Below are 24,439 nucleotides of genomic sequence, written 5' to 3' on the forward strand. Positions count from 1 at the left end.
AGGATTAGTTCTCGTTACTCAGATCGTAGGATTGACTGAAGTCGGAGATCGTTCGGAGGCCGACCTGGAACATCAGAGTTTTCGAATTCGACTCCTGTGTATAACGATCGGTCGTATCACTATAGGAAACGAGCAGGCTGAAACATTCGTCGGCGTATTGTATCCCAAACTTCTTTTCGACCACCGCGCTGTTCTCGATGTCGTAACCCAAAGCACCGGAAGCCGTCCAGTTTTCAGCGAATTTCAGGCTGCCGGAAGTCGTGACCTGGCTGCGATCGGACATCGAACCATAGGTCGGCTGGGCCGCAATGGTCGTGTAGGTAACCCGCGCGCCGGCCAGAGCCGAGGAATAGGAGCCGTAGAGATCGCTCCTGCGCAGGGCGTAGTCGACCTCGTCGAACCGCCCCTGAGCCCCGAAATCGAGCCCGACCGGCGTCCCGAAGGCCAAAGAGGTGACATAATCGGAACGGTCGGTCTCGAGGCCGGAGTCAAAGCCGACCAGCGCCAGATCGGTTTGGGCGAAAGAATTGATGCCGCCCAGCTGGTAGGATTGACCGACGACGGCATCGATCGTGTAGCCGCTGTCGAGCGCTCCGGCGTAGCGCAGGCCGACATTGGCCCGGGTTCCGCCCTCGATCCTGTCGTAGCCGGAGAATTTGTCGAGTTGGAACAGATTGCCGGTGTTGAAGACGAGGCTTTGCGCATCCTCGTTCGGAAGCAGCCCGATTTGGGTTTCATCCGGCCGAACGACGAGCTGGCCGATCGGCTCGATCACGTGCGCGGCGTTCGCCGTTTCGATCAGATAGGGATAGCGCGCCTCGATTGCTGCCGTCGCCATGCCGCGTGCGCCGGAATTGTCGAGGTCGAAGGCGCCCTGATTGACACCAACGGTACCGACGACGCCGTCGCGATTGACGTCGACAGTCTGTTCGAAGAAGAAATTGGTGAAACCGCCGGACGACATGTCGGCGGTGTAGAGATCGCCGCGCAGACCAAGCGTCGGAGTGATCACCAAGCCGGTATTGAGCGTGTAGTGATCGCTCCACTGCGCGTTGGTGCTGGCGCGCGTATAATCCCCCTCGAGGCCGTTATACCGTGCGAGATCAGGCTGAAAGAAATATCCCTCCGTCGGAACCCGGCAGGAATTGAAACGGCCGTCGAGGATGATCGAAGAGGTCGCGCAGATGCTCGTTACAGAATCGTCATTCCGGTAGAGGGAAGCAACGTTGACGTCGAGTTTCACCTCGCCGCCGAGCACGGTTTCCTGTTCGATCCGCTCGTAGTCAAAAGCCGGAGCGACGAGCGGTTGCGTGTCGCTCTGGTTCGGATCGATCGACTGAAAATCGAACTTCTGTCCCCGCAGGTCGAAATAGCTCTGGTCGCCGAGGCCGGTCAGGTAGATTTCCGACGTGTGCAGCGTGGAGTCGAAATTCGCGATGTCGTAGGTCGCCGAGAAGTTTTCGTCCGACTGGAGCAGCACATCCCATCCGAATGTCCAGCGGTCGCTCAAAGCGAATTGACCGGTCGTGCCGATCATGCCGCGTTCGGTGTTGTCGAAATCCGGTGTGTTATATGAGGACGTATTATTGTCGGCAAAGGCGTCAGGATCCTGCTGGATAATTCCCGCCGTCTGCAGCGTGAAGAAGCCGTTGCTGACGGCCTGCCGATATTCCGCCTCGGCCAGGAAGCCCTGCTTTGTATAGTACGTGCCCGCAACCGTGACGTCCTTGTCGTCGGACAGTGCGATGAAATACGGCACGCGCAGGCCGTAGCCCAATTCCTCGGACGAACGGAAGGCCGGCGTCAGGAACCCGGATTTGCGTTTGACCGTCGGGTCGGGGGACTGGAAATAGGGAAGGTATGCGATCGGGGCGCCAAAGAATTCGAAGCGTGCGCCGTAATAGCGAATCTCCTTCTCGGTCTGGTCCCAGACGATCTTGCGGGCCTTTACCTGCCACAGCGGCGCCCGCTCCGGGTGGGCCCGGCAGGCCTCGCACGCGGTATAGACGCCCTGCTGGAAGGTCGTCACGCTACCGTCGCGACGGACCGCCTCCCTGGCGGCGAAACGTGTGTTGTCAGGTGCCTCGATTCGCAGCGCCTTGACGAAACCGTCACGGAAATCGTCGGTGATGTCGAGCGTATCCGCGTAGACCTTATTGCCGTCAGGCTGTTGCAATTCGACATCGCCGGACGCGAGCAACCGACGGGTCTTCTGGTCGTAGACGACCTGTCGGGCGACCAGCTTGTAGGAACCGTAGTCGATCTGGACGCCGCCAGACGCCGTCACGACCGATCTGTCGCTGTCGTAGGTGACCGTATCGGCCTCCAGAAACATCTGCGCCCCTTCGGGAGCGGCGATGTCAGTCGGCAGTGTCGCTTGCGCATGCGCCGGCGCGCCCCCAAGGCCCAAGCCAAACGCCGCGGTGCCCGCCAGAAGATAGGTGTTCAGACGCAACCGAGCCCACCCTTGTTGTCCGCGATCGGTCCCCCTCGCAATCATGACTCAGCCATCCTCTTGATGGAGCAGGATCGTTACCCCAACCAGTCCTGCCGCCAGAACTGGAAACCAGGCGGCGACTACGGGCGGAACCACCGAGTTGCTACCCAGGGCTTTCGCCAGAAACGTCACGACGTACAGCATGAAACCGGCCAATACACCACCGGCTATCGTCCTACCAGATTGGCCGGTCCGCGAAAACCTCGTCGCAACGGTTGCGGCGAGCAGGGTCATTGCGATGAACAACGCCGGCTGGGCAATCAGAGTATTATACTGCATTGAAAATGCCATGGAGTTAAAGCCAAGGCTTGCCGCCACGTTTATCTTCGATCCAAGCTCCCAAATCGAGATCGCCTCTGGGTCTGCCAACCGTTGTTCGATATATTCAGGCTTGAGGCTTGTCGGGAGCCGGTAACTTGCCGGGTGCTGCGGGACAGAGCCGATCCGCGTGATGCGTGGTTTTTCCAAAAGCCATGCGCCTTCGGTCAGTGTCGCGCGGGGCGCGTCAATACGCTCGCTCACGATGCCGTCATCATCCAGCACGAACGCCGAAACCCCACCCAGCAGTGCGCCATTGCGCGCCACGGTCGTCGCTCCGAGAATCGAGTTGACCCCCTCGCTGTTCTGCCGCAGCCACGGGACCCGATCGGAACTGGTGGCAGGTCCAGCGTCGTCAGACGATGCCTGCATGTCCTGGGCCAGGGATTTCGTATAGGCCGACAGCGGGTTGTAGACGAAAGTGGCGGCAAGTCCGATGAGCACCGATCCCACGGTGAACGGGATCAGGATCTGCCAGATCGACACGCCCGAGGCGCGGGCGACAACGAGTTCAAGCCGACGATTAAGCGTTAGCAGCGTATAAACCGATGAGAACAGGATAATGAAAGGAAAGGCCTGGCCAATAAACGAGGGGACGCGCAATGCCGAAAACAGGGCCATCGCCCCGATACCCAAATCAGGCAACCCGCCGCGCCGACTGATTTCAATCATGTCGATCAGATAGATCAGCGCAAAGACGGCCAGGAGCGTCGACAGGAAACTGACCAGGTAAAGTCGGAAGAAATAGCGGTTCAAGGTCCAGTTGGTCATCGTCCGGCAGCGCCTTGCGCCGACTGACGAAACGGTCCCCAACGGCCGATCGCCGTACCAATCCGATATGATGTGTTCGTGAACTTCTCGAAGAGTGACCAGCGGGACAGATTGAAATCGCGCCTTATCAGGACGGTGTTCAGAGCGATAGCGCTCAACGGCAGCGCGTATGTCACCAGGACCCAAATGAAGCTCTCTTCGATCAGCGACAGCGTCACGAAGCCGACCGCCTTCAGTCCCAGGCCTCCCGCGAGACCGAGAGCCATCGCCGGCCCGGTACCTTGCCGATTGGTGCGCGGCTGGCCGGCGACCACCACCGCCCATAACGCGAAGGCCAATGCGTAAAGCCAGTTCGTCATCCTGTCGGTCAATTCCTCCGTCAGGACGGCGGGCCGCGTCTGATAGAGCGCATCGTTCGGGTCCGGCCAGATAAGGGCGAAGGTGCTGCGCTCGGACGCCCGGATCCAGTCGCCGCGTGTGGCAGGTTTCAGCTCTGCAAGGTCGAAGGCGTATGTCTGAAACTCGATCACGGAAATCCCGCCGTCGGATTTGTTCCGGCGGTGCAACTGACCGTCATAGAGCAGGAGAAGCGATTGCTCGTCCTGCTTCAGAATTTTTGCCTCGCGGGCGAAATAGGTCAGATCGGTCGCCTCATCGCGGGTATCGGCAATGACGAGACTTTCGACGGTCGAGCCGCGTGCCGCTCCGATACTGACCACGAGGCCTGGCTGCACCCGTTCGAACCGGCCCGGTTGCAGAAACAGGGTAATCGTGTCGGCATTGATCGACCGCAAGCCATTTTGAAATGCACTTGCCGAGGCCGGGCCAATGACGTGGGCGATAAACAAGATGATCAGTCCGCCGATCAGGCCGAGCGCAACGATGGGTTTGGCGATCACCAATTGCGATGCACCTGACGCGGCGATGACAGGACGTTCGGAGTCAGTGTTCAACGAGTTCATTGCCTGGATCGCGCCGATGAGGATCGCGAACGGGACCACGCCAGCCGTCAGATCCGGCAGCAGCATCAAAGCGATCCAGAAGATGTTGCCCGCCGCTGAAGCGCTGGTTTTGACGATATCGATGCGGGACAGCGCCTGCACGATCCACACGATCAACACCAGCGACGCCAGAGAAGCGGCGGCATAGGTAATCGCCCGCTTGAAGAGATACCGTTCGAGGAGCGTCATGAGACTCGCGTGTTGCAACGTGTCGCCCGCTGGCGTCACTCCCAGCCTTAGCGTCCGGGGCTGGCGGGAAGCCGGAAGTGCCCCGCACATGAATGTAGTAGCTTGGCTAAAGAAGGGCGAAGAACCGTGGTTAACACAATGTAGCGGCTGGAGGCGCTCTTGCAAAGCCTTTGGCTGGAACCATCATAGGGGCGAGCGATGCCACCCCGACTGCCGATCCGTTCCAGTCGGGACAATCTTCCAGGAGCTTTCATGGCCACTCTTCCAACGATCGAATTCGTCTCGCGCGATGCGACGTCCAAAGGCGTCGTGGTTGTGCTGGCCGGGCAAGGCGAAATGCTGGCCGACGGCATCGACGCCGGTCTGAAGGCACTCGTGAAAAAGGCCGCAAAGGTAGCGAAATTCAAGGGCAAATCGCTGGCCACGCTTGATCTTCTGGCTCCGGGCGAGGTGGCCGTCGATCGTCTGTTGGTCGTCGGCACCCACTCCGACAAGGCGCTTGTGGAAGAGGATTGGCTCAAGATCGGCGGGGTGATCGCCGCGAAGACCAAAGGCGTCGAAACCGTTACCGTGCGCTGCGAACGGCCCGGAGGGGAGTCCGTCAGCGCGGAGGAAGCCTCGACCCTGGCGGTCGGCGCAACATTGCGATCTTACGATTTCGATCTCTACAAGACCAAGAAGCCGAAGAAGGACGAGGAGCCGGAAGATTCGGACGTGGCGACGCGGATCGCGGTCGCTGTCGAGGATCCGGATGCGGCGCGCGCCGCCTACCAGATCGCGGAAGCAGTTGCCGCGGGTACGATGCTCGCCCGTGATCTCGTCAACGAGCCGGCCAATGCTCTCGGTCCGGTCGAGTTCGCCGATCGCATCGCCGCGCTAGGCGAGCATGGGCTCGAGGTCGAGATCCTGACCGAAAAGGAAATGCGCGATCTGAAGATGGATGCGCTTCTCGGCGTTGCGCAGGGCTCGCCCCGCCCGCCACGGCTCGCGATCATGCGCTGGAACGGTGGCGCAGCCGGCGAGGCGCCGATCGCCTTCGTCGGCAAAGGCGTTGTCTTCGACACAGGTGGCATCTCGATCAAGCCGTCCGCTTCAATGGAAGACATGAAAGGCGACATGGGTGGTGCCGCCGCTGTGACGGGATTGATGCGGGCGCTGGCGGGACGCAAGGCCAAGGTCAACGCCATCGGCATCGTCGGGCTGGTCGAAAATGCGGTCGATGGCAATGCCCAGCGCCCCGGCGACATCGTCAAGGCGATGTCCGGTACGACGATCGAGGTCCTCAACACTGACGCCGAGGGCCGCTTGGTCCTCGCTGACGCGCTTTGGTACTGTCAGGACCGGTTCAAGCCCAAATTCATGATCGACCTCGCGACCCTGACCGGGGCGATCATCGTGGCACTCGGCAATCATCATGCCGGACTCTTCTCCAACAACGACGAACTCGCCGAGCGCCTGACGGCTGCCGGGAAGAAGTCCGGCGAGAAGGTCTGGCGGCTGCCGCTCGCCCCCGAATATGACAAGCTGATCGAAGGCAAGTTCGCCGACATCAAGAATATCGGTGGCGGGCGTGCCGCGGGATCGGTCACCGCGGCGCAATTCCTGCAGCGTTTCGTCAACGACGTTCCCTGGGCACATCTCGACATCGCCGGCACCGCGATGGGCTCGCCGTCCAATGAATACAACCAATCCTGGGCGTCGGGTTATGGCGTGCGGCTGCTCAACCAGCTCGTCGCCGATCACTATCAGTCACAATAGGACGGGCCGGGCTTCATGACCGAGGTCCTGTTCTACCACCTGACGGAAAGTCGACTCGAGGATGCCCTGCCGGGCCTTCTCGAGCGAAGCCTCGCCAAAGGTTGGCGCGTCGTCGTTCAGTTCGCCAGCGAGGAGCGTCGGGACGCTCTCGACCATCATCTGTGGGTCTACCGGGATGAGAGCTTTCTGCCGCACGGCAGCGATGCCGACGGCTCCGGCACACTGCAGCCGATCCTGCTGACGGTCGATGCGGGCCAGGAGGTCAACGATCCGCATGTGCGGTTCCTGGTCGAGGGCGCGATACCCGCCGCGCTCGATCGTTATGTCCGGGCGGTCTATTTGTTCGACGGCCATGACGAGGACCAGATTGCTCGGGCGAGGGAGCGCTGGACCGTCGAGAAAGCCGCCGGCCACGACGTCACCTATTGGCAGCAGACCGACGGCGGCAGATGGGTCAAGAAGGCTTAGCGTCCACCGTGTGCGAAAGACCCGCCCGTCCGCTGCTGGTAGGCGCCGCGCCTACTCCGCGGCCATCGCCGAATCGTGCTCTTCGGTGAGCGCCAGCCAGTTTTCCTCGCAGGAGGCCAGCGTCTTCGCGGCATCCGACCGCTGTTTGTTGAGGGCGCTCGCGCGCGCCGGATCGCGCGTGTAGAGCGCCGGGTCGCCGAGCGACTCGTCAAGGCCCTCGATGGTCTTCTGTAGCCGCGAGATCTGAATTTCCAGCTGGCTGATCTTCTGCTTGAGCGGCTTGAGGGATTCGCGCTTCTCGGCGGCGATACGGCGTTGGTCGATCTTGGACAACGGGGCGGGTTCTGGCGCCTGCGGATTGTCGCCCGGATCCTGCACCCCGCTGCCCTTGGTGCCTCCGGACAGAACCAGCTTCTTGTAGTCCTCCAGATCACCGTCGTATCGCGATACCGTGCCTTCGGCGACGATCCACAGCCGATCCATCGTCGCCTCGACCATGTGACGGTCATGGCTGATCAGGATGACCGCGCCCGGATAATCGTTGAGGGCGCGCATCAGACTCTCACGCGCCTCGATGTCGAGATGGTTGGTTGGTTCGTCGAGAATCAGCAGGTTGGGCGCGTCGATCGTCGCCAGCCCCATCAACAGCCGCGCCTTTTCGCCGCCCGACAGCTTCTCGGCGGCCGTATCCATTTTCTGGGTCGGCAGGCCCATCCGGGCAACCTTGGCCCGCACCTTCGCCTCCGGCGCGTCCGGCATCAGGCGACGGACGTGCTGGACGGCGCTTTCGGCCGGGCGCAGATCGTCGATCTGGTGCTGGGCGAAGAACGCGATCTTGAGCCCCGGGGCGCGGGTGACCGTGCCGGATTGCTCGTGCAGCCGTTCAGCCAGCAGCTTGGCGAAGGTCGACTTGCCGTTGCCGTTCTGGCCTAAGAGGGCGATGCGATCGTCGGTGTCGATCCGCAGGTCGAGCTTCGAAAGAATCGGGCGCCCCGGCTGGTAGCCCACGGAAACGCCTTCCATACGGATGATCGGCGATGCTGCCGCCTTTTCGGGGGCGTCGAAGATGAATGGCGTGACGTGCTCCTCGACAATCCCCTGCAGCGGCTGCATCCGCTCGAGTGCCTTGAGACGCGACTGCGCCTGCCGCGCCTTCGAGGCCTTGGCCCGGAAGCGTTCGACGAAGGCTTGCATGTGATTGCGCTCGGCGGTCTGCTTGACGATCGCCTTCTGCAGGAGTTCCAGCTTCTCGGCGCGCTGGCGCTCGAACTGGTCGTAGTCGCCGCGATAGAAGACCAGCTTCTTCTGGTCGAGATGGATGATCGAATTGACCGCGTTGTTGAGGACGTCGCGATCATGACTGATCACGATCACCGTATAGGGGTAGCGGGCGACGAAATTCTCCAGCCATAAGGTGCCCTCGAGGTCGAGATAGTTGGTCGGCTCATCGAGCAGCAGCACATCCGGCCGCGAGAACAGCACCGCCGCGAGCGCGACCCGCATGCGCCAGCCGCCGGAAAAGGACGAGGCAGGACGGGCCTGCGCGGCCATATCGAAGCCGAGGCCGGACAGGATCGCCGAGGCGCGGGCTTCGGCCGAGTGGGCGTCGATGTCGGCGAGGCGCAAATGGATGTCGGCAATGCGGTGCGGGTCGCTTGCGGTCTCGGCTTCGTCGAGGAGGGCGAGGCGTTCCGTATCGGCCTTCAGGACGATCTCGATCAGCGACTCTTCCGTGCCGGGGGCCTCCTGAGCCACCTGGCCGAGGCGCATGTTTTTCGGATAGGAGGCGGAGCCGGTCTCGGCCGCGAGATCGCCGGTGATGATGCGAAACAAGGTCGATTTGCCGGCGCCGTTGCGTCCAACCAGCCCAGCCTTGGTACCGGCCGGCAGCGTCAGGCTGGCGTGATCGATGAGAAGGCGCCCGGCGACGCGCGCGGAAAGGTCGGTTATCTGAAGCATGGGCGGCTTTTGCCACGGTATGCGGCAGTGCGAAAGGGGGGCGTCAGTTGTAGATCAGTGATGCCATGTGTAGATTGATGTCGGCTTTACACATCGGAGGTTGATCATGCGCACCAACATCGAGATCGACGATGAGCTGATGAAGGCCGCGATGGACGCCACCGGCCTGAGAACCAAACGCGAAACCGTCGAGGCGGGGCTGGCGTTTCTCGTCAAGCGTCGCAAGGCTTATGACGATCTGATGGCTCTGCGTGGCAAGGTGACCTGGGAAGGCGATTTGGACGAGATGCGGCGCGACAAGTGATCCTTGTCGACACCTCGGCTTGGATCGACTTCTTTCAAGGCATCCGGTCGCCATGGACAAAGGATGTCGCGCGTGCGGCGCGCCTCGAAGATGTGGTGGTCGGAGACCTCATTCTGGTCGAACTGCTCCAAGGGGTTCGTCAAGAAAGCGGCCGCCGTCGGATGATCGGGGCGTTGTCCCAGTATCGGCGGGAAAACCTCTGCGGCTTTGCGATTGCTGAGGCGGCTGCGGCGAATTATCGATTGCTCCGTTCGCGGGGGATCACCGTCCGCGGCACCATCGACGTGATCATCGCCACCTGGTGCGTCGAGAACGACGCCGCCATTATCCACAACGATCGCGATCTTGCGGCGATGGAAGGACTGCTCGGCTTGCGTGCCTACAGGTGAGGTCGGACCTGCCGCGATGCGGCAGGGAGGTCACGGCGTCCGCTTAACCACGGCGGTCGATCGAGGCGTCTATGAGTGCGCGGGGCATCAGTCCATGCCTTGCCCGTGCGCGGGTCGGCGGGTATAGGTCGCCCACATTTTTCCCGAACCATTCCGAAAAAAGGACCACGCCATGGCGGTCGAACGCACGTTCTCGATGATCAAACCCGATGCCACCCGTCGCAACCTCACGGGCGCCATCACCAAGATGCTGGAGGAGGCCGGTCTGACGGTCGTCGCGTCCAAGCGGGTCTGGATGAGCCGCCGCGAAGCCGAGGGCTTCTACGCGGTCCACAAGGAGCGGCCGTTCTTTGGTGAGCTCGTCGAGTCGATGTCGTCCGGCCCGACGATCGTCCAGGTTCTGCAGGGCGAGAACGCCATCGCGCGCAATCGCGAAATCATGGGCGCGACCAACCCGGCCGACGCCGCCGAGGGCACCATCCGCAAGGCGCACGCCCAGTCGATCGGCGAGAACTCCGTGCACGGCTCGGATGCGCCGGAGACCGCGCAGCAGGAAATCGCCTATTGGTTCTCCGAGATCGAGATCGTCGGCTGAGGCCGGCAGTCTGAATGCGGCCCTCGATAAGGGTTTTGGAGGGAGGCCATGTGCCTCCCTTTTTTGTATTCGGCGGCGATCGCGCGACCGGTTGAACGCGGCAATCGATCGTTGTCTCAGAGCCGGTGCCAGCGATCGGCGGCGCTGTCGTCGGTGTCCTTCGCCTCGACCCAGCCGCCCGCCGTCCCGTCCTTCAGATGCTCCCGCTTCCAGAAAGGTGCCTGCGTCTTGAGGAAGTCCATCAGGTAGGAGGCCGCCTCGAAGGCCGCCTGGCGGTGCTCCGAGGCACAGGCGACAAAGACGATCTCCTCGCCGGGCACGATCATCCCGAAGCGATGGATGGCACGGCAGGAGAGGAGAGGCCAGCGCGAGATCGTCTCGCAAGCGATCCGCTCGATCTCGCGCTCCGCCATGCCCGGATAGTGTTCGAGCTCGAGGGCGCGGAGACGCCCGCCTTCGTCGCGGCAATAGCCGGAAAAGCTGACGAGGCCGCCGATCGCGCCCATCGCCTCGCCCCCGGCCATGGCCGCGATCTCGGAGGCGATGTCGATACGATCGGCCTGAATTCGCACCACCGGCGATATGTCGGAGGGATCGGTGGCGGCCGATCGATTGGTGTTCGCGGCCATGGTCAGCCGCCCGTCATCGGCGGAAACAGTGCAATCTCCCTGGCGCCGGCGATCGGCTCGGAGTGATCTACATGCTCATGGTCGATCGCGACGCGGATGATCTCGGGCGCTTGCAGCGCCATGTCATAGGTCTCGCCACGGCCCTTCAGCCAACGCAGCAAATCCTCGACGGTGGTGATGCCGGCCGGCAGTTCCACCTCTTCTTCGGCGACGCCGATCCGCTCGCGGACCCATGCGAAATAAGCGAGTTTCATGGCCGTGGACCTCGTCAATCGTTCAGAAGGACAGATGGGCTTTCGCGCCGCCGCGATCCAGAGGCGTGGCGATCAAACGTCGATGTGCCGAAGCCCGGCACGGAAATAATCATAGCCCGTATAGAGCGTGATGATCGCCGAAATCCACAACAGCCCGATCCCGGTTTCCGTGGTGAAGCTGACGATCTTGTCGGCCGCGGGGCCGGCGAGCAGGAAGCCGATGGCGATCATCTGCATCGTCGTTTTCCATTTGGCGAGGCGGGTGACCGGGACGGACACTTTGAGCTCGGCCAGATATTCCCTGAGTCCGGAGACCAGAATCTCGCGGCATAAGATCACGATCGCTGCCCACAGGCTCCAACCCGCGATCGTGCCGTCTGCCGCCAGCAACAGCAGAGCCGCAGCGACCAGAAGCTTGTCGGCGATCGGGTCGAGCATCCGACCGATCGTCGATGTCTGCTGCCAGGCGCGCGCCAGATAGCCGTCAAAGAAATCGGTGATGCTGGCCGCGACGAAGATGGCCAGCGCCCACCATCGCGCGTAGTCGGGGCTGCTCAGCCGTCCTTCCAGAAAGAAGCACAGGACGACCAGTGGAACGCACGCAATGCGCGCATAGGTGAGGATGTTGGGAAGGCTGAGGGCCTGAGATGCCATGAGATCGTCCGCTTCGGCTGTGCGCGACAGTACAAGCCTGCCCGCCGGCTTCGCGTCAACCGTCATCATTGCAACGAAACGTGACGATCGCTTCACCCCCGCTCGTGGAAATGGTCGTAAATCGATTTCGCCATCGTGGCCGAGACACCTTCGACCCCCCGCAAATCGTTCAAACCCGCCCGTGAAACGGCCTTTGCAGTGCCGAAATGGTGAAGCAGCGCACGTTTGCGGCTCGGTCCGATACCAGCGATCTCGTCGAGTGGATTCTTGACCAGATCCTTCTTGCGCCGCGCCCGGTGCGAGCCGATCGCGAAACGGTGCGCCTCGTCGCGTAGCCGTTGCAGGAAATACAGCACCGGATCGCGCGGCGGCAGCGAGAACGGCTCGCGGCCTTCGGTGACGAATCGTTCGCGCCCGGCGTCACGATCGACGCCCTTGGCGACGCCGATCGTGGTGACCTTGTCGGCGATGCCCAGTTCGGCGAGGATCGCGCGCACCGCGGAAATCTGACCCTTGCCGCCGTCGATTAGAACGAGGTCGGGCCATGCCGGCATCACAGCGTCAGACAGCGCGTCGTCATCATCCTCGTCATCGGGGTCAGGCGCTTGGGGGCCTTCTGCGTGTTCCTTCAGCAGCCGCGAAAACCGCCGCGTCATGACCTCCTTCATCATGCCGAGATCGTCGCCCGGCGTGATGTCCACGCCCTTGATGTTGAACTTGCGGTACTGATTCTTGGCGAACCCCTCCGGCCCGGCGACGATCATCGCGCCGACCGCGTTCGTGCCCATAATGTGGGAATTGTCATAAACCTCGATTCGCCGAGGCGGGTGGGGCAGGGAAAAGGTCTCCTGCAACCCTTTGAGCAGCCGCGCCTGGGACGAGGTCTCCGCGAGCCGACGCCCGAGCGCCTCACGGGCGTTGGCGGCGGCATGGTCGACCAGATCCTTCTTCAGACCGCGCGAGGGCACAGCGACGTCGACGCGCCGTTCGGCCCTGACGCTGAGGGCTTCGGCCAGCAGCGCTTCGTCCTCGACATGGATCGGCATCAGGATCAACCGGGGCGCCGGTTTGTCGTCGTAAAATTGGGCCAGGAAGGCTCCCAGCACCTCGGCTGACTCCAGCGAGGGATCGGCCTTCGGAAAATAGGCCCGATTGCCCCAGTTCTGTCCGGTGCGGAAAAAGAACACCTGGATCGAGGTAAGCCCGCCCTCCTGATGGATGGCGAAGACGTCCGCCTCCTCGATGCCGGCGGGATTGATGCCCTGATGGCTCTGGACGTGCGAGAGCGCGGCGAGACGGTCACGGTAGACGGCGGCGCGCTCAAAATCGAGACCTTCCGAGGCTTCCTGCATCGCGGCGGCCATGCCGCTCTTGATCTGGTTCGAGCGGCCGGAGAGGAACGCCTTCGCCTCGTTCACGAGGCCCTGATAATCGTTGATCCCGATCTCGCCGGTGCAGGGCGCCGAGCAGCGTTTGATCTGATAGAGCAGGCAAGGGCGCGTCCGGCTTTCATAGACCGAATCGGTGCAGGTTCTGAGCAGGAACGCCCGTTGCAGCGAGTTGATCGTGCGGCCCACCGCGCCGGCTGAGGCGAAGGGGCCGAAATAGCTGCCTTTTCGCGAGCGCCCGCCGCGATGTTTCATGATGGCCGGCGCCTCGTGATCCTCGCTGACGAGGATGTAGGGGAACGACTTGTCGTCCCGCATCAGGACGTTGAAGCGCGGTCTCAGGCGTTTGATCAGATTGGCTTCAAGCAGCAGCGCCTCGGTCTCGGTGCGCGTCGTGACGAATTCCATCTGCCGCGTTTCGCGGATCATGCGGGCGATGCGCTGGGTGTGACCGCCCATCCGCGTGTAGCTCGTCACGCGCTTCTTCAAGGAGCGTGCCTTGCCGACGTAGAGAACCTCGCCATCCTTGCCGAACATGCGGTAGACGCCGGACTGGTTGGGCAGGCGCTTCGCCAGTGCCGCGATCAACTCGGCCCCGACAAGATCGCCGGCGACGAATTTCCCGGCATCGTCCCAGTCGATCGCCGCGGTCAGCGAGGCGCCGATCGCGGTCGCCGTAGCGCTCGTGGCGTTCCCCGTCTCGGGGACCAGCTCGTCGTCGAAGTCTTCGGTTTCGGCAGTCATGTCATCCTGGGCCGGCCCGCGCAGCTCAGCGCTCGGCCGGACTCTCTGGAAAATGCGTTGCGGACGCGATCGGCTCATGCCCGTCCGTTTCTATCATCTGGTTTCTTATATGATTGCGAGAAATCGGAAATTCACGGGGCTTTCAGTGGACAACCCGCCTGCCGGAATGCGCCGTTAGCAGGTCAGTGACGCTCAAGTGGCAAATCGGCAACGACGACAAAAAATTCATCGACTGCCACACGATGGCTCGAGACAGGTCCTGTTTGCCTGACACAACGCACCCCATCTACTGACGATGAATGTGATGTCATTTCGACAAGAGCGTTCCGGACCTGATCGGCTCCACGAGAGCAGAATCTGGTCGGTTGAAAGTGGGAGAAGCCCTATGGTGACGCCGCTTCGACATTTGGTGATCAGCTTGGCCGCCGCGCTGTTGGCGACGTCGGCCCATGCGGCAGATGCCGTTTTTGACAGCCCGCAGTCACCCATGACGACCCCGCTTGCGCCATCCGTTCCGATTCACGTGTGGTCCGGTCCCTATGCGGGTGCCTTCGTCGGCTACAACACCTCCAATTTCGATCAATCCGGCGGTGCCGAATTCGACGGTGACGGCTTCGTCGGGGGTGTCTACACCGGCTACAATCTGCAGACCGACCGCATCGTCTACGGTATCGAGGCCGACATCGGCGGCTCTAATGTGGACGGTCGCGGCGTCAACGGTGCCGTCGGTGCGCCAATCGACGCGGAAACCAATATTTTCGGATCGCTGCGGGCCAGAGCCGGCGTCGCGGTCGACCCGTTTCTCGTGTTCGCGACCGGCGGCGTCGCCGCATCCCGCAACGAATTGTCGTTGAATGGCGCGTCCGACAGCCAGACCAGCGTCGGTTATACGCTCGGAGCCGGCGTCGAGGCCAAGATTTCCGACAATGTGACGTCGCGGCTGGAATATCGCTATTCCGACTTCAGCAGCGAGACCTACGACCTTGGCAATACCAGCGTCTCGTCGGGCTTCGATGAACATTCGATCCGCGCCGGCATCGCGCTGAAATTCTGAAGCCGGCCGGACCGTCGGGCGACCTTGGCGTGTGACTCTTACGCCGCGCGAGGCTGCAGTTCCTCGTAAGCAGGGAAGCTTTCGGGGAACTGTTTGAGCCATTGCGCGAGCTTCGGCCGCTCGCTCTCGATCTTTCCAGCAAAGCGGAATGCCATCCAGCCGAGCAGGCCTGCCAGCGCGAAATGGGCGGTCGTCGGTTCGTTGGAGAACTCATCGATATGGTCTTCGAGGAACGCCAGGCCACGATCGGCCTTGCGCTTCTGCTTGTCGACCCAAGCCTGATGGCGCTTTTCCTCCGGCCGGTAACGCACTTCGTAGACTGTGAGAATCAGCGCATCGCCGACCCCGTCGGCGGCGGCCTCGAAGGTCTTGACCGATCGCCAGGCGTCGAGCTCCTGCGGAACCAGCTGGTTACCGCTCATCCGGTCGAACAGGTCGCAGATGACGCGGCTGTCATAGACCGAGGTGCCGTCGTCGAGGACCAGAACGGGGATTTTGCCGAGCGGGTTGGCGGAGGTGAGTTCCACCGGCTCGGCCGACGTGTCGACCGCGATGCTTTCGATCTCGATCCCGCAATGACGCGCGGCCATGCGGGCCTTGGCCGCGAAGGGCGAGGCGGAGGAGTAATACAGACGCATGTGATGGATCGACCTTATTTCGTGACATAGCCGGGACTGGTGCGTCCCGCCGCCGGGAACCGGCGAAGCGACTGGCAATCGGCGCCATAGATATGCCACTCGTCAAGTCCCAGCACGCAGCCCTCGGCCCGCCACGATTTGACCGGCGAGAACCTGCCAAGATGGCTGCCTGCCGCGGCAAAGCCCATCGGGTGCTCGATGACGTAGTAGACGGTCCGCTGCTTGCCGTCGGAAATCAACGCCGTCGCCTGGCAGTATCGGCGCTCGATCGGACTGCTGGGCAGTGGCTCGTCCAGCCTTTGCGGAAAGTAGCCGGTCTCGATCATGCCGCTGAATTCCAAAATTTCGAGCTTGGTTTTGAGCATGCGGGGGGCACCGTATTCGAACTGGTCTTCGACCTGCGCCAGCACCTCAGCGTCGTCGCAGGCCGGCACATTGGCGCTCGCGACGGCGGGCGCCTGCAAGCGTTGCATGTCGGCGGCGATCGTCGGGCCGGTCATCGCCAAGCTGGCGAGGGACGCGGAGAAAAGAGCGGTAAGGAGACGGCGCATGATGGGGACTCGCTGCGATAGGACTGATCCGATCGACAATTAGCATGAAAACGATCTCGGCGCCGTCAGGCCTTGGCGGGAGGAGGCGCAAAAACCTCATATGTTGCCCCGGGGTCGCGCCTCAGCACCGGCAGCAGCGCTTTGAGGACGGCCTCGGCTTCCTCGGCGAACACGAAGGGCGGGTTGATCACCGCCATTCCGGTGCCGACGAAGCGCTGGTCCGCCGAATAAGGCTCGCGGAAGAATTCAGCCACCACCATGTCGGCGATACCGAGCGCGCGAAGCCCTTCATGCAGCGCATTCACCGTCTCCCGGCGTTTCAGCGGATACCAGATCGCGTAGATCCCGCCGGGCCAGCGGCGCAGCGCCCTGCCAAGCGCCAGGACGATATCCTCCACTTCACTCGGCTTTTCGAAAGGCGGGTCGATCAGCACGAGACCACGCTTTTCCTTTGGCGGCACATGCGAGCCAAGGGCTAGCCAGCCGTCGAGCTCGATCGCCTTGGTCTGGATGTCGCCGGCGAACACCGCTTTCAGCACCGTCGCCTCCTCGGGATGAAGCTCGTAGGCGGACAGACGATCCTGCGGGCGCAAGAGGCGTCGCGCGATCAGTGGCGAGCCAGGATAACGATCCTGTTCCATGTCCGGCTGTAACGCATTGAAATAAGGCGCAAAGAGAGGGTTCGTCGCCAATTCGGCAGCAGCGCTGAGGCGGCCGACTCCCTCGGCATGTTCCCCGGTTCGCACGGCCTCCTTCGCCGACAGCGCATAGAGCCCGCGTCCGGCATGGGTGTCGAAGACGCGAAACGGCTTGTCCTTGCGCTTCAGATATTCGATCAGCCGGCTCATCAGCACATGCTTCACGACATCCGCGAAATTGCCCGCGTGATAGGCATGGCGGTAGTTCATCCTGCTCTCGTTCCTTGGTCCCGCCGCGGGGCGCATTGCTGCTCCCCCGTTAGCGTTCCGGTGGTACGCCAGCGCCTGAACAGGAGCTTTCGTGGCGAACGCTGCGTTCATGCCCCTTACCGCATTGCGGCAATACCCCATCTTCGACAGCGAAATGAGGGCGGCCTCCGTCCGTCTTGGCATTCACGAAAGGACACCGCAATGGTTCAGTCGAAACTGTTTCAGCCCGTCGATCTCGGCCCTATCAAGCTCGCCAACCGCGTCGTCATGGCGCCGCTGACCCGCAGCCGCGCCAACGAGGCGGGCGTGCCGAACGACCTGCACGTCGAATATTACCGTCAACGGGCGAGCGCGGGGCTGATCATTGCCGAGGCGACCAACATTTCGCCCGAAGGTCGCGGCTATGCCTGGACGCCCGGCATTTTTTCCGACGAGCAGGTCGCGGCTTGGAAGAAGGTGACGGATGCCGTCCATGCAGAGGGCGGCAAGATGTTCCTGCAGCTCTGGCATGTCGGTCGGGTGTCCCACCCCGATTTGCAGCCCGGCGGCGCGCTGCCCGTCGCCCCATCGGCGATAAAACCGCAGATGCAGGCCTTTACCGCCAATGGCCTCAAGGACGCAGAGACCCCTCGGGCGCTTGAGCGGGACGAATTGCCGCGCATCGTCGCCGACTATGCGAAGGCGGCGGAAAACGCCAAGGCGGCCGGCTTCGATGGCGTCGAGATCCACTCGGCCAATGGCTATCTTCTCGACCAGTTCCTGCGCGACGGCGCCAACCAGCGGACCGACGATTACGGCGGCTCGATCGAAAACCGTATGCGTTTCCCGCTGGAAGTCGTCGACGCGGTGGTCAAGGTCTGGGGTGCCGACCGGGTCGGCATCCGCATCTCGCCGGTAAGCCCGGCGAACGATCTTCGCGACAGCGATCCCGAGCCATTGTTCACGCGCTATGTCGAGGAATTGTCGAAGCGCAAGCTCGTCTATCTCCATGTCATCGAGGGAGCGACGCGCACCGAGCGCGATCCGCACGCCTTCAAGGCGTGGACCCTGAAGGATCATTTCGACGGCCTCTATATGGGCAACAACCGCTACGATCGCGAGCTCGCGATCGAGCGCGTCGAGGCCGATGAGGCCGATCTCATCTGCTTCGGCCGGCCGTTCATCTCCAATCCGGATCTGGTGGCGCGGCTCGAAATCGATGCGCCGCTGGCCGAATGGGACGAGGCGACGTTCTATGGCGGCGGGAAGGAAGGCTATCTCGACTATCCCGCGATGAGCGAGGAAGAGCGGGCCCGCTACGCCAAGGCCGCCTGATCGGGCGGCGGCGACTGAGCCAGGGCGAGGGTCGGAACGCAAGTTCCGGCCCTTTTTCTTGCGCGGCGACCAATGCCCCGTGGGCTTCCACTGCGCCACGAATGGCTCCGATCGCCAATATGAATTTTGGCGGCGCGGCCGGCTGCGGTATGGATCGGGGATGAACAAGCCGCTCCCCGTCGCCATCGGGCACTCAGCCTGCCCGCATGACTGCCCGTCCACCTGCGCCCTCGACGTCGAGCTGGTCGACGGCCGCACGATCGGCCGCGTGCGCGGCGCGGCGGCGAACGACTACACGGCCGGGGTGATCTGCGCCAAGGTTGCCCGCTATGCCGAGCGCATCCATCACGAGGACCGGCTGTTGAAGCCGCTGCAGCGTGTCGGCGCGAAAGGCGAGGGCGGTTGGCGCGAGATCGGCTGGGACGATGCACTCGACCTGGTGGCGGAGGAATTCCTCAAGGCCGAAGCCAAGCACGGATCGGAGGCGGTCTGGCCCTATCAATATGCCGGGACGATGGGCCTGGTGCAGCGCGACGGCATCCACCGCCTGCGCCACGCCAAGCGCTATTCCGGCCAGTTCGACACGATCTGCACCAACATGGCCTGGACCGGCTGGTTCGTCGGCGCCGGCGCGATGCGGGGCGCCGACCCGCGCGAGATGGCCAAGTCCGACTGCGTGGTGATCTGGGGCACCAACGCCGTGGCGACGCAGGTCAATGTCATGACCCACGCGGCGAAAGCCCGCAAGGAGCGCGGCGCTAGGATCGTCGTCATCGACATCTACGACAACGCGACCATGAAGCAGGCCGATTTGGCGCTGAAGCTCAGGCCCGGTACCGATGGCGCGCTCGCCTGCGCGCTGATGCACATCGCCTTTCGCGACGAAACGGCGGACCGGGATTATCTCGCCCGCTACACCGACGATCCGGCCGGACTCGAAGCCCATCTCGCGACCCGCACGCCGCAATGGGCGGCGGCGATCACGGGGCTCGGCGTCGAGGAGATCGAGGCCTTCGCGGCGCTGATCGGCCACACGCAGCGCAGCTATTTCCGCCTCGGCTACGGCTTTACTCGCCAGCGCAACGGCGCCGTGGCGATGCATGCGGCGATGTCGATCCCGGCGGTCTACGGCCATTGGCAATATGAGGGCGGCGGCGCCTTCCACTCCAACTCCGACATCTTCGGCCTCGACAAGAGCGAGATCATGGGCACCGCCTATCGCGACCCGTCGATCCGCTTTATCGACCAGTGCCGAATCGGGGCGGCGCTGACCGGCGATGCCGAGGCGCTGTGCGGCGGGCCGCCTGTCACCGCGATGCTGATCCAGAACACCAACCCGGCCAATGTCTGCCCTGACCAGCGGCTGGTGCGGCGGGGCCTTGCCCGGGACGACCTGTTCACCTGCGTCCATGAGCAGTTCATGACCGATACGGCGAAGCTCGCCGATCTGGTGCTGCCGGCGACGATGTTCCTGGAGCATGACGACATCTATCGCGGCGGCGGTCAGAACCACATCGTCCTGGGTCCGAAGCTCGTCGAGCCGCCGGAGACGGTGCGGGCCAACCATTTCGTCTTCGAGGAACTGGGCAGGCGCCTCGGCGTCGCCGACCGGCCGGGTTTCGGTCTGACCGAGCGCGACCTCATCGACAACATGGTGAAGGCAGCCGGCCACGCGGAGGGTTACGACGGGCTGAAGCGCGATCGCTGGATCGACTGCCAGCCGCCCTTCGCGGAGGCGCATTTCCTGAACGGTTTCGCCTGGCCGGACGGCAAGTTTCGGTTCAAGCCGGACTGGACCGGCGGCCATGCGCCGAACCGGCCGCCGGACAGCCTCGGGCCGCAGGGGCCGGTCGCGGGTCTGCCGATGTTTCCGGATCATGCCGAGCTGATCGAGGCGGCCGACGCGTCGCATCCTTACCGGCTCGCGACGTCACCGGCGCGGCAGTTCCTGAATTCCACCTTCGCCGAGACCACGGGCTCGCGCTCGCGGGAAGGGGCGCCCGAAGTCATGATCCATCCCGAAGACGCGGCGCGTGAGGGGTTGGTCCCGGGCGATATCGTGACGATCGGCAATGTGAGGGGCGAGGTCCGGCTGACGTTGGGCGTCAGCGAGACGGTGAAGCCGGGCGTTCTCGTTCATGAGGGGATTTGGGCGAATACCGATTTCCTCGACGGGGAGGGGATCAACACCCTCACCGGCGCCGATCCGGTGGCGCCCTTCGGCGGCGCGGCGTTCCACGACAATCGGGTGTGGCTGGGTACGGCGCCGAGACGATGACCATGCCGCGACACGACCGTTTTTGTGCGCCCAATGGTTTTTGCTGATACGTGGCGGACCAGGGAATCAAGGCTCGATAAAGCGTTCGGAATGACCCACAACTTGCAGCACGGGTCTCAACCTTTCGCGGTCTTGCTATTTCCGCATGAACGGACGGTCCTGCAACGCGATCCGTCAGCCGTATACCGCCGTCGCTGGCTCAGCCCCCGGCGGGCGCTTCGCGCCATTCCCGCAGCGGGAAGACGCGGTCATAGGCCCAGTTGAAGGCGAGAGCGTAGAACGCGTAGAAGGCGGCGAAACTGACATCCATCAAGAACGCCTCGACGACGCTGATCTGCAGATACAGCGCGATGACCGGCAGAAGGAAGGCCAGCAGACAGACCTCGAACAGAATCGCATGGATGACACGGATGAGCAGCGTCTTGCGTGTGCTCGAGCGCAGCCGCTGCATCAGATGATCAAAACCGAGGTTGTAGAGATAGTTCCAGATTGTCGCGGTCGTTGCGCCGATGACGGTGACAACGCCGATATCGGCGAAGGGTATATTAAACAGCCACGCGCCGATTGGCGTGGCCAGCGCCAGCCCGATGATCTCGAAGCTGATCGCATGGCGGATACGGTCGGCGGTTGAGCGCATGGCGACCCTCAGTTTCCGGAACCGGGTCGTCCCGGCAAAGTCATCTGGGAGAAAGGTCGTCCTTCTCGGCTCATATGGACCTGTGGCGGCGAATTGCAAAGCTTGCGCGTGCGGCGACAGGTTGAAAAAGACGACCTCAGCCGTTTGCCGGGCGTGCGAAGACACCAGAATATGCGGCGCGTCGGCCGTGTCATCGTCGACCGATTTCCGCGAGCCTTGGCGATCGCCGCCCGGCCGTTCGACATGCGCACGCGGCCGTCGAGCACCAGCCTCAGCGCGGAGCGATGAAGCTGGTGCTCATTGCCTGGCGGGTGCCTGGAGATCGGTCAGCGAAACCGGTACGAGATTTTTGCCCAGACGGTATGAAAGTCGATGTCATCGTCGAGGCGGCCGGTCGACCGCACGACACCGCTGGCGTCCACGAGTTCCGCGTGAGAGTCATCGCTGCCGAGGTTCGTGTACAAATACTCGGCGCCGACACTTATGTTCGGAGTAGCGAGGAATTCGGCGCCTCCACCGACTGTGTAGCCAAATTCATCCTCATCCGGCGAGCTGACCGGCGTTAGCCCGGCAACGACCGCTGGTGTATAGCTCTGCTTGACGTTCGCATAGGCAAGGCCGCCTGTCCCGTAGATGAGGGTCGAATCGAATGCCAGGCCGGCGCGGACCCGCGCCGTCGCGAGGAGGTCGATTTCGCGGGTCACGGAGGTCGTGTTCCCCAGGGTCGTGGTGACGCCGCGGGTCTCGCTAAAGTCGGCATAAGAGATGTCGGCGACGCCGCCGAGCACGAACGTCCCGTACTGGACGTCATGGCCGATATGGACGCCCCCGCCGAAGCCGTTGTCGGAGCTGTTGGTGAAGCGGTCGATGCCATCGCTCGGCTGGTTGAAGAGTCCGTCGACATTGTTGTCGAGCAGGAGATTGTTGGTGCCGTCGGTAAAGATGCCGCCGGCTTGCCCGCCGATCTAGAGGCCGGACCAGTCGTTCGCGGTCGCAACGACCTCCGGCGGTGGCGCCGTCGGAGCGTCGACCATGACGTCGGCCGCTTCGGCCGCGGCGGTGCCGAATAGGAAACTGGCGAATGTGAGGGTAGTAAGACGGCGCATGGTTCGATTGTCCTTCGCGGTGCCCGCGTTTTCAACAAAGGGAGGTTTAAGGCTCTGCTTCCATGATAGTAAGCATACTTTATGGTTACTATTTTGTTAATGTGCCGGGCTTTCGAAGTCACGTTCGGCAGAATGGTGGAGCCGCGCGATCCCAATTGTTGGTTCGCTTATTGCGCTCCAGATAGAGGTCTGGAGGTCGCGATCGCAAAATCTGCAATCGACCGGCCAATGCGACCTCAACCACTTCGCGCCTCCGGCGACACGAGAATATGCGGCGGGTTGGCCGTGTTGTCCTCCGCCGATTTTCGCGAGCCCTTGGTGATCGCGCGGCCATTCGACATGCGCACGGTGCCGTCGAGCACCAGCTTCAGCGCATGGGGATAAAGCCGGTGCTCGGCCCGTAACAGCCGCGCGCCCAGCGTCTCGGCGGTGTCGTCCGGCTCGATCGCGATCGCCGCCTGGGCGATGATCGGACCTTCGTCCATGCGATCGGTGACGAAGTGGACGGTGCAGCCATGCACCCGCATGCCCGTCGCCAGCGCTCGCGTGTGGGTGTCGAGGCCGGGAAACAGCGGCAGCAGCGACGGGTGGATGTTGACCAGACGTCCGCTGTAGCGCCGCACGAAACCTTCCGACAAAATCCGCATGTAGCCGGCAAGGCAGACGACGTCCGGCTTGAGGTCGTCCAAGGCCTTGAGGACCGCCGCCTCATGCTTGGCGCGATCGGCGAAGGCGCTCTGTTCGACGGCGATGGCCGTGATGCCCGAGCGCTCCGCCGTCTCCAGGCCCGGCGCGTCGGCGTGGTTGGCGATGACGCCGACGATCTGGCCGGGATAGGTCGGGTCCATGCAAGCGGCGGCCAAGGCGCTCATATTGGTGCCGCGACCGGAGATGAGGATCGCGATCCTCTGCCGGCGGACCGCGTTCATGGTAGCGGCAACGCGCCGTTGAAGGTCACCGCCGCGTCCTTGCGCGGCAGGATGCGGCCGAGGGGAACGACGGTTTCGCCGGCTTTCTGCAGGATCGCGCCGACCGTCGCCGCGTCGGCTTCGGAGACGACGACGATCATGCCGACGCCGCAATTGAAGGTGCGCAGCATTTCCAATTCCGCGATGCCGCCTTCCTTGGCGAGCCAGCCGAACACCGGCGGCACCGGAACCGCGAACAGGTCGATGTCGGCCCTCAGCGTATCCGGCAGGACCCGCGGAATGTTTTCGACAAAGCCCCCGCCGGTGATATGCGCCAGGGCCTTGATGCCGTTCGTCTCGGCGAAGGCCGCAAGCAGCGCTTTGACATAGATGCGGGTCGGCTCGATCAGGGCTTCGCCCAGCGTTCGCTCGGCGTCGAAGGGAGCCGGGTCATCATAGCGCGCGCCGGACCGCTCGACGATGCGGCGAACCAGCGAATAGCCATTCGAGTGAACCCCGGAGGAAGCGAGCCCGAGGATCATGTCCCCGGCTTCGATCGTACCGGCCGGAAGCAGGCGGCCGCGCTCGACCGCGCCGACGGCAAAGCCCGCCAGATCGTAGTCCTTCTCGGCATAAAGGCCCGGCATCTCGGCGGTTTCCCCGCCGATCAGAGCGCAACCGGCCTGGCGGCAGCCGTTCGCGATGCCCTTGACGATGGCCTCGCCCTCGGATGGGTCGAGCTGCCCTGTGGCATAATAATCGAGGAAAAACAGCGGCTCGGCGCCCTGGACCACGAGATCGTTGACGCACATGGCCACCAGATCGACGCCGATCGTCTCGTGCAGGCCGGTCTCGATGGCGATTCTGAGCTTCGTGCCGACGCCGTCATTCGCCGCGACCAGCAATGGGTCGTCGTAGCCCGCCGCCTTGAGGTCGAAGAGGCCGCCGAAGCCGCCGATTTCGCCGTCGGCGCCGCGGCGCCGGGTCGAGCGCACATGCGGCTTGATCCGCTGCACGAGATCGTTGCCGGCGTCGATATCGACGCCCGCGTCCCGGTACGTCAGAGAGTTGCTCGTGTCGGTCATGGTCCCCGCCCGTTTCCGCCGAGTTGACATGATAGCAGCCCG

24 protein-coding genes are annotated in these 24,439 nt (G+C 63.1%); 9 read left to right on the top strand and 15 right to left on the bottom strand.

The genetic code is table 11. The annotated features are described in order from the left end of the window. Positions 1 to 4: 4 nt before the first annotated feature. From ING15_RS11890 to ING15_RS11900, 3 genes are read right to left on the bottom strand one after another with little or no spacing between them, the layout of a single operon-like run. Complete coding sequence (locus tag ING15_RS11890) at positions 5 to 2,455, bottom strand: LPS-assembly protein LptD (protein ID WP_232845719.1); 2,451 nt, start codon at positions 2,453 to 2,455, stop codon at positions 5 to 7. 48 nt (positions 2,456 to 2,503) lie between these two features. Then, complete coding sequence (gene lptG, locus ING15_RS11895; RefSeq protein WP_206455037.1) at positions 2,504 to 3,586, bottom strand: LPS export ABC transporter permease LptG; 1,083 nt, start codon at positions 3,584 to 3,586, stop codon at positions 2,504 to 2,506. Continuing rightward, complete coding sequence (locus tag ING15_RS11900; RefSeq protein ID WP_206455038.1) at positions 3,583 to 4,776, bottom strand: LptF/LptG family permease; 1,194 nt, start codon at positions 4,774 to 4,776, stop codon at positions 3,583 to 3,585. Before ING15_RS11900 ends, lptG begins: the two co-directional genes overlap by 4 nt. Before the next feature lie 252 nt (positions 4,777 to 5,028). Here ING15_RS11900 and ING15_RS11905 point away from each other — a divergent pair, with 252 nt between their 5' ends. Together ING15_RS11905 and ING15_RS11910 are read left to right on the top strand one after the other, a co-directional pair. Beyond that, on the top strand, positions 5,029 to 6,534 hold the full coding sequence (locus ING15_RS11905) for a leucyl aminopeptidase (protein WP_206455039.1): 1,506 nt from the start codon (positions 5,029 to 5,031) through the stop codon (positions 6,532 to 6,534). 15 nt (positions 6,535 to 6,549) lie between these two features. Further along, positions 6,550 to 7,002, top strand: a complete 453-nt coding sequence (locus ING15_RS11910; RefSeq protein WP_206455040.1) for a DNA polymerase III subunit chi — start codon at positions 6,550 to 6,552, stop codon at positions 7,000 to 7,002. Positions 7,003 to 7,053: 51 nt separating this feature from the next. Here ING15_RS11910 and ING15_RS11915 read toward each other — a convergent pair whose 3' ends face one another. Next, positions 7,054 to 8,961: an ABC-F family ATP-binding cassette domain-containing protein gene (locus tag ING15_RS11915; protein WP_206455041.1), complete on the bottom strand. Its 1,908-nt coding sequence runs from the start codon at positions 8,959 to 8,961 to the stop codon at positions 7,054 to 7,056. Between the two features lie 106 nt (positions 8,962 to 9,067). On the opposite strand from ING15_RS11915, the gene ING15_RS11920 reads away from it, so the two are divergent. From ING15_RS11920 to ndk, 3 genes are all read left to right on the top strand, one after another. Next, complete coding sequence (locus tag ING15_RS11920; RefSeq protein ID WP_206455042.1) at positions 9,068 to 9,265, top strand: type II toxin-antitoxin system VapB family antitoxin; 198 nt, start codon at positions 9,068 to 9,070, stop codon at positions 9,263 to 9,265. Beyond that, the gene (vapC, locus tag ING15_RS11925; RefSeq protein WP_206455043.1) at positions 9,262 to 9,654 is read left to right on the top strand and encodes a type II toxin-antitoxin system VapC family toxin; all 393 of its coding nucleotides are present in this window, start codon (positions 9,262 to 9,264) and stop codon (positions 9,652 to 9,654) included. The genes ING15_RS11920 and vapC overlap by 4 nt, the downstream gene beginning before the upstream one ends. 172 nt (positions 9,655 to 9,826) lie before the next feature. Further along, entirely contained in the window at positions 9,827 to 10,249 is a 423-nt protein-coding gene (gene ndk / locus ING15_RS11930) for a nucleoside-diphosphate kinase (protein WP_206455044.1), read from the top strand. A gap of 116 nt (positions 10,250 to 10,365) precedes the next feature. Here the strand turns inward: ndk and ING15_RS11935 are convergent, their stop codons facing one another. The 4 genes from ING15_RS11935 to uvrC all read right to left on the bottom strand — a co-directional run bounded on the left by ING15_RS11935 (position 10,366) and on the right by uvrC (position 13,918). Continuing rightward, a complete protein-coding gene (locus ING15_RS11935; protein WP_206455045.1) occupies positions 10,366 to 10,878 on the bottom strand; it encodes a molybdenum cofactor biosynthesis protein MoaE in 513 nt (170 codons plus the stop codon). Between the two features lie 2 nt (positions 10,879 to 10,880). After that, complete coding sequence (gene moaD, locus ING15_RS11940) at positions 10,881 to 11,132, bottom strand: molybdopterin converting factor subunit 1 (RefSeq protein ID WP_206455046.1); 252 nt, start codon at positions 11,130 to 11,132, stop codon at positions 10,881 to 10,883. A gap of 72 nt (positions 11,133 to 11,204) precedes the next feature. Next, positions 11,205 to 11,786, bottom strand: coding sequence for a CDP-diacylglycerol--glycerol-3-phosphate 3-phosphatidyltransferase (gene pgsA, locus ING15_RS11945; RefSeq protein WP_206455047.1), 582 nt, complete (start codon positions 11,784 to 11,786; stop codon positions 11,205 to 11,207). Positions 11,787 to 11,878: 92 nt separating this feature from the next. Next, positions 11,879 to 13,918, bottom strand: a complete 2,040-nt coding sequence (uvrC, locus tag ING15_RS11950; protein WP_206455048.1) for an excinuclease ABC subunit UvrC — start codon at positions 13,916 to 13,918, stop codon at positions 11,879 to 11,881. A 385-nt stretch (positions 13,919 to 14,303) separates the two neighbouring features. Here uvrC and ING15_RS11955 point away from each other — a divergent pair, with 385 nt between their 5' ends. Next, on the top strand, positions 14,304 to 14,972 hold the full coding sequence (locus ING15_RS11955; RefSeq protein ID WP_206455049.1) for an outer membrane protein: 669 nt from the start codon (positions 14,304 to 14,306) through the stop codon (positions 14,970 to 14,972). 38 nt (positions 14,973 to 15,010) lie between these two features. On the opposite strand, the gene ING15_RS11960 is transcribed toward ING15_RS11955, so the two are convergent. The 3 genes from ING15_RS11960 to ING15_RS11970 all read right to left on the bottom strand — a co-directional run bounded on the left by ING15_RS11960 (position 15,011) and on the right by ING15_RS11970 (position 17,069). Next, on the bottom strand, positions 15,011 to 15,610 hold the full coding sequence (locus tag ING15_RS11960) for a glutathione S-transferase family protein (RefSeq protein WP_206455050.1): 600 nt from the start codon (positions 15,608 to 15,610) through the stop codon (positions 15,011 to 15,013). Positions 15,611 to 15,624: 14 nt separating this feature from the next. After that, positions 15,625 to 16,110: a hypothetical protein gene (locus tag ING15_RS11965; protein WP_232845720.1), complete on the bottom strand. Its 486-nt coding sequence runs from the start codon at positions 16,108 to 16,110 to the stop codon at positions 15,625 to 15,627. Positions 16,111 to 16,226: 116 nt separating this feature from the next. Then, positions 16,227 to 17,069: a 23S rRNA (adenine(2030)-N(6))-methyltransferase RlmJ gene (locus ING15_RS11970; RefSeq protein ID WP_206455052.1), complete on the bottom strand. Its 843-nt coding sequence runs from the start codon at positions 17,067 to 17,069 to the stop codon at positions 16,227 to 16,229. A gap of 201 nt (positions 17,070 to 17,270) precedes the next feature. On the opposite strand from ING15_RS11970, the gene ING15_RS11975 reads away from it, so the two are divergent. Both ING15_RS11975 and ING15_RS11980 read left to right on the top strand, forming a co-directional pair. Continuing rightward, positions 17,271 to 18,383, top strand: coding sequence for an alkene reductase (locus tag ING15_RS11975; protein ID WP_206455053.1), 1,113 nt, complete (start codon positions 17,271 to 17,273; stop codon positions 18,381 to 18,383). A gap of 160 nt (positions 18,384 to 18,543) precedes the next feature. Next, positions 18,544 to 20,661, top strand: a complete 2,118-nt coding sequence (locus ING15_RS11980; RefSeq protein ID WP_206455054.1) for a molybdopterin oxidoreductase family protein — start codon at positions 18,544 to 18,546, stop codon at positions 20,659 to 20,661. Between the two features lie 199 nt (positions 20,662 to 20,860). On the opposite strand, the gene ING15_RS11985 is transcribed toward ING15_RS11980, so the two are convergent. Together ING15_RS11985 and ING15_RS11990 are read right to left on the bottom strand one after the other, a co-directional pair. Beyond that, positions 20,861 to 21,298, bottom strand: a complete 438-nt coding sequence (locus ING15_RS11985; protein ID WP_206455055.1) for a PACE efflux transporter — start codon at positions 21,296 to 21,298, stop codon at positions 20,861 to 20,863. 326 nt (positions 21,299 to 21,624) lie between these two features. Beyond that, the gene (locus ING15_RS11990; RefSeq protein ID WP_210348877.1) at positions 21,625 to 22,215 is read right to left on the bottom strand and encodes an outer membrane protein; all 591 of its coding nucleotides are present in this window, start codon (positions 22,213 to 22,215) and stop codon (positions 21,625 to 21,627) included. On the opposite strand from ING15_RS11990, the gene ING15_RS19335 reads away from it, so the two are divergent. Beyond that, positions 22,108 to 22,368: a hypothetical protein gene (locus ING15_RS19335; protein ID WP_210348870.1), complete on the top strand. Its 261-nt coding sequence runs from the start codon at positions 22,108 to 22,110 to the stop codon at positions 22,366 to 22,368. The two genes, ING15_RS11990 and ING15_RS19335, sit on opposite strands and share 108 nt — an antisense overlap. Positions 22,369 to 22,640: 272 nt before the next feature. On the opposite strand, the gene purN is transcribed toward ING15_RS19335, so the two are convergent. Both purN and purM read right to left on the bottom strand, forming a co-directional pair. Beyond that, positions 22,641 to 23,333 carry a phosphoribosylglycinamide formyltransferase gene (purN, locus tag ING15_RS11995; RefSeq protein ID WP_206455056.1) on the bottom strand — a complete coding sequence of 231 codons (693 nt, stop codon included), beginning with the start codon at positions 23,331 to 23,333 and terminating at the stop codon, positions 22,641 to 22,643. Beyond that, positions 23,330 to 24,397: a phosphoribosylformylglycinamidine cyclo-ligase gene (gene purM / locus ING15_RS12000; protein ID WP_206455057.1), complete on the bottom strand. Its 1,068-nt coding sequence runs from the start codon at positions 24,395 to 24,397 to the stop codon at positions 23,330 to 23,332. Before purM ends, purN begins: the two co-directional genes overlap by 4 nt. Positions 24,398 to 24,439 lie beyond the last annotated feature (42 nt).

Origin of the sequence: Aurantimonas marina (assembly GCF_017183135.1) — a bacterium.
GTDB classification, from domain to species: Bacteria; Pseudomonadota; Alphaproteobacteria; order Rhizobiales; family Rhizobiaceae; genus Aurantimonas; species Aurantimonas marina.

Coding starts and splice junctions, on each gene's coding strand:
- ING15_RS19335 (WP_210348870.1), top strand. CDS start 22,108: ATGGCCGATATGGACGCCCCCGCCGAAGCCGTTGTCGGAGCTGTTGGT.
- ING15_RS11905 (WP_206455039.1), top strand. CDS start 5,029: ATGGCCACTCTTCCAACGATCGAATTCGTCTCGCGCGATGCGACGTCC.
- ING15_RS11900 (WP_206455038.1), bottom strand. CDS start 4,776: ATGACGCTCCTCGAACGGTATCTCTTCAAGCGGGCGATTACCTATGCC.
- ndk (WP_206455044.1), top strand. CDS start 9,827: ATGGCGGTCGAACGCACGTTCTCGATGATCAAACCCGATGCCACCCGT.
- ING15_RS11915 (WP_206455041.1), bottom strand. CDS start 8,961: ATGCTTCAGATAACCGACCTTTCCGCGCGCGTCGCCGGGCGCCTTCTC.
- ING15_RS11980 (WP_206455054.1), top strand. CDS start 18,544: ATGAACAAGCCGCTCCCCGTCGCCATCGGGCACTCAGCCTGCCCGCAT.
- moaD (WP_206455046.1), bottom strand. CDS start 11,132: ATGAAACTCGCTTATTTCGCATGGGTCCGCGAGCGGATCGGCGTCGCC.
- ING15_RS11985 (WP_206455055.1), bottom strand. CDS start 21,298: ATGCGCTCAACCGCCGACCGTATCCGCCATGCGATCAGCTTCGAGATC.
- ING15_RS11965 (WP_232845720.1), bottom strand. CDS start 16,110: ATGACCGGCCCGACGATCGCCGCCGACATGCAACGCTTGCAGGCGCCC.
- pgsA (WP_206455047.1), bottom strand. CDS start 11,786: ATGGCATCTCAGGCCCTCAGCCTTCCCAACATCCTCACCTATGCGCGC.
- ING15_RS11935 (WP_206455045.1), bottom strand. CDS start 10,878: ATGGCCGCGAACACCAATCGATCGGCCGCCACCGATCCCTCCGACATA.
- ING15_RS11955 (WP_206455049.1), top strand. CDS start 14,304: ATGGTGACGCCGCTTCGACATTTGGTGATCAGCTTGGCCGCCGCGCTG.
- ING15_RS11920 (WP_206455042.1), top strand. CDS start 9,068: ATGCGCACCAACATCGAGATCGACGATGAGCTGATGAAGGCCGCGATG.
- ING15_RS11975 (WP_206455053.1), top strand. CDS start 17,271: ATGGTTCAGTCGAAACTGTTTCAGCCCGTCGATCTCGGCCCTATCAAG.
- ING15_RS11910 (WP_206455040.1), top strand. CDS start 6,550: ATGACCGAGGTCCTGTTCTACCACCTGACGGAAAGTCGACTCGAGGAT.
- ING15_RS11960 (WP_206455050.1), bottom strand. CDS start 15,610: ATGCGTCTGTATTACTCCTCCGCCTCGCCCTTCGCGGCCAAGGCCCGC.
- lptG (WP_206455037.1), bottom strand. CDS start 3,586: ATGACCAACTGGACCTTGAACCGCTATTTCTTCCGACTTTACCTGGTC.
- purM (WP_206455057.1), bottom strand. CDS start 24,397: ATGACCGACACGAGCAACTCTCTGACGTACCGGGACGCGGGCGTCGAT.
- uvrC (WP_206455048.1), bottom strand. CDS start 13,918: ATGACTGCCGAAACCGAAGACTTCGACGACGAGCTGGTCCCCGAGACG.
- purN (WP_206455056.1), bottom strand. CDS start 23,333: ATGAACGCGGTCCGCCGGCAGAGGATCGCGATCCTCATCTCCGGTCGC.
- ING15_RS11970 (WP_206455052.1), bottom strand. CDS start 17,069: ATGAACTACCGCCATGCCTATCACGCGGGCAATTTCGCGGATGTCGTG.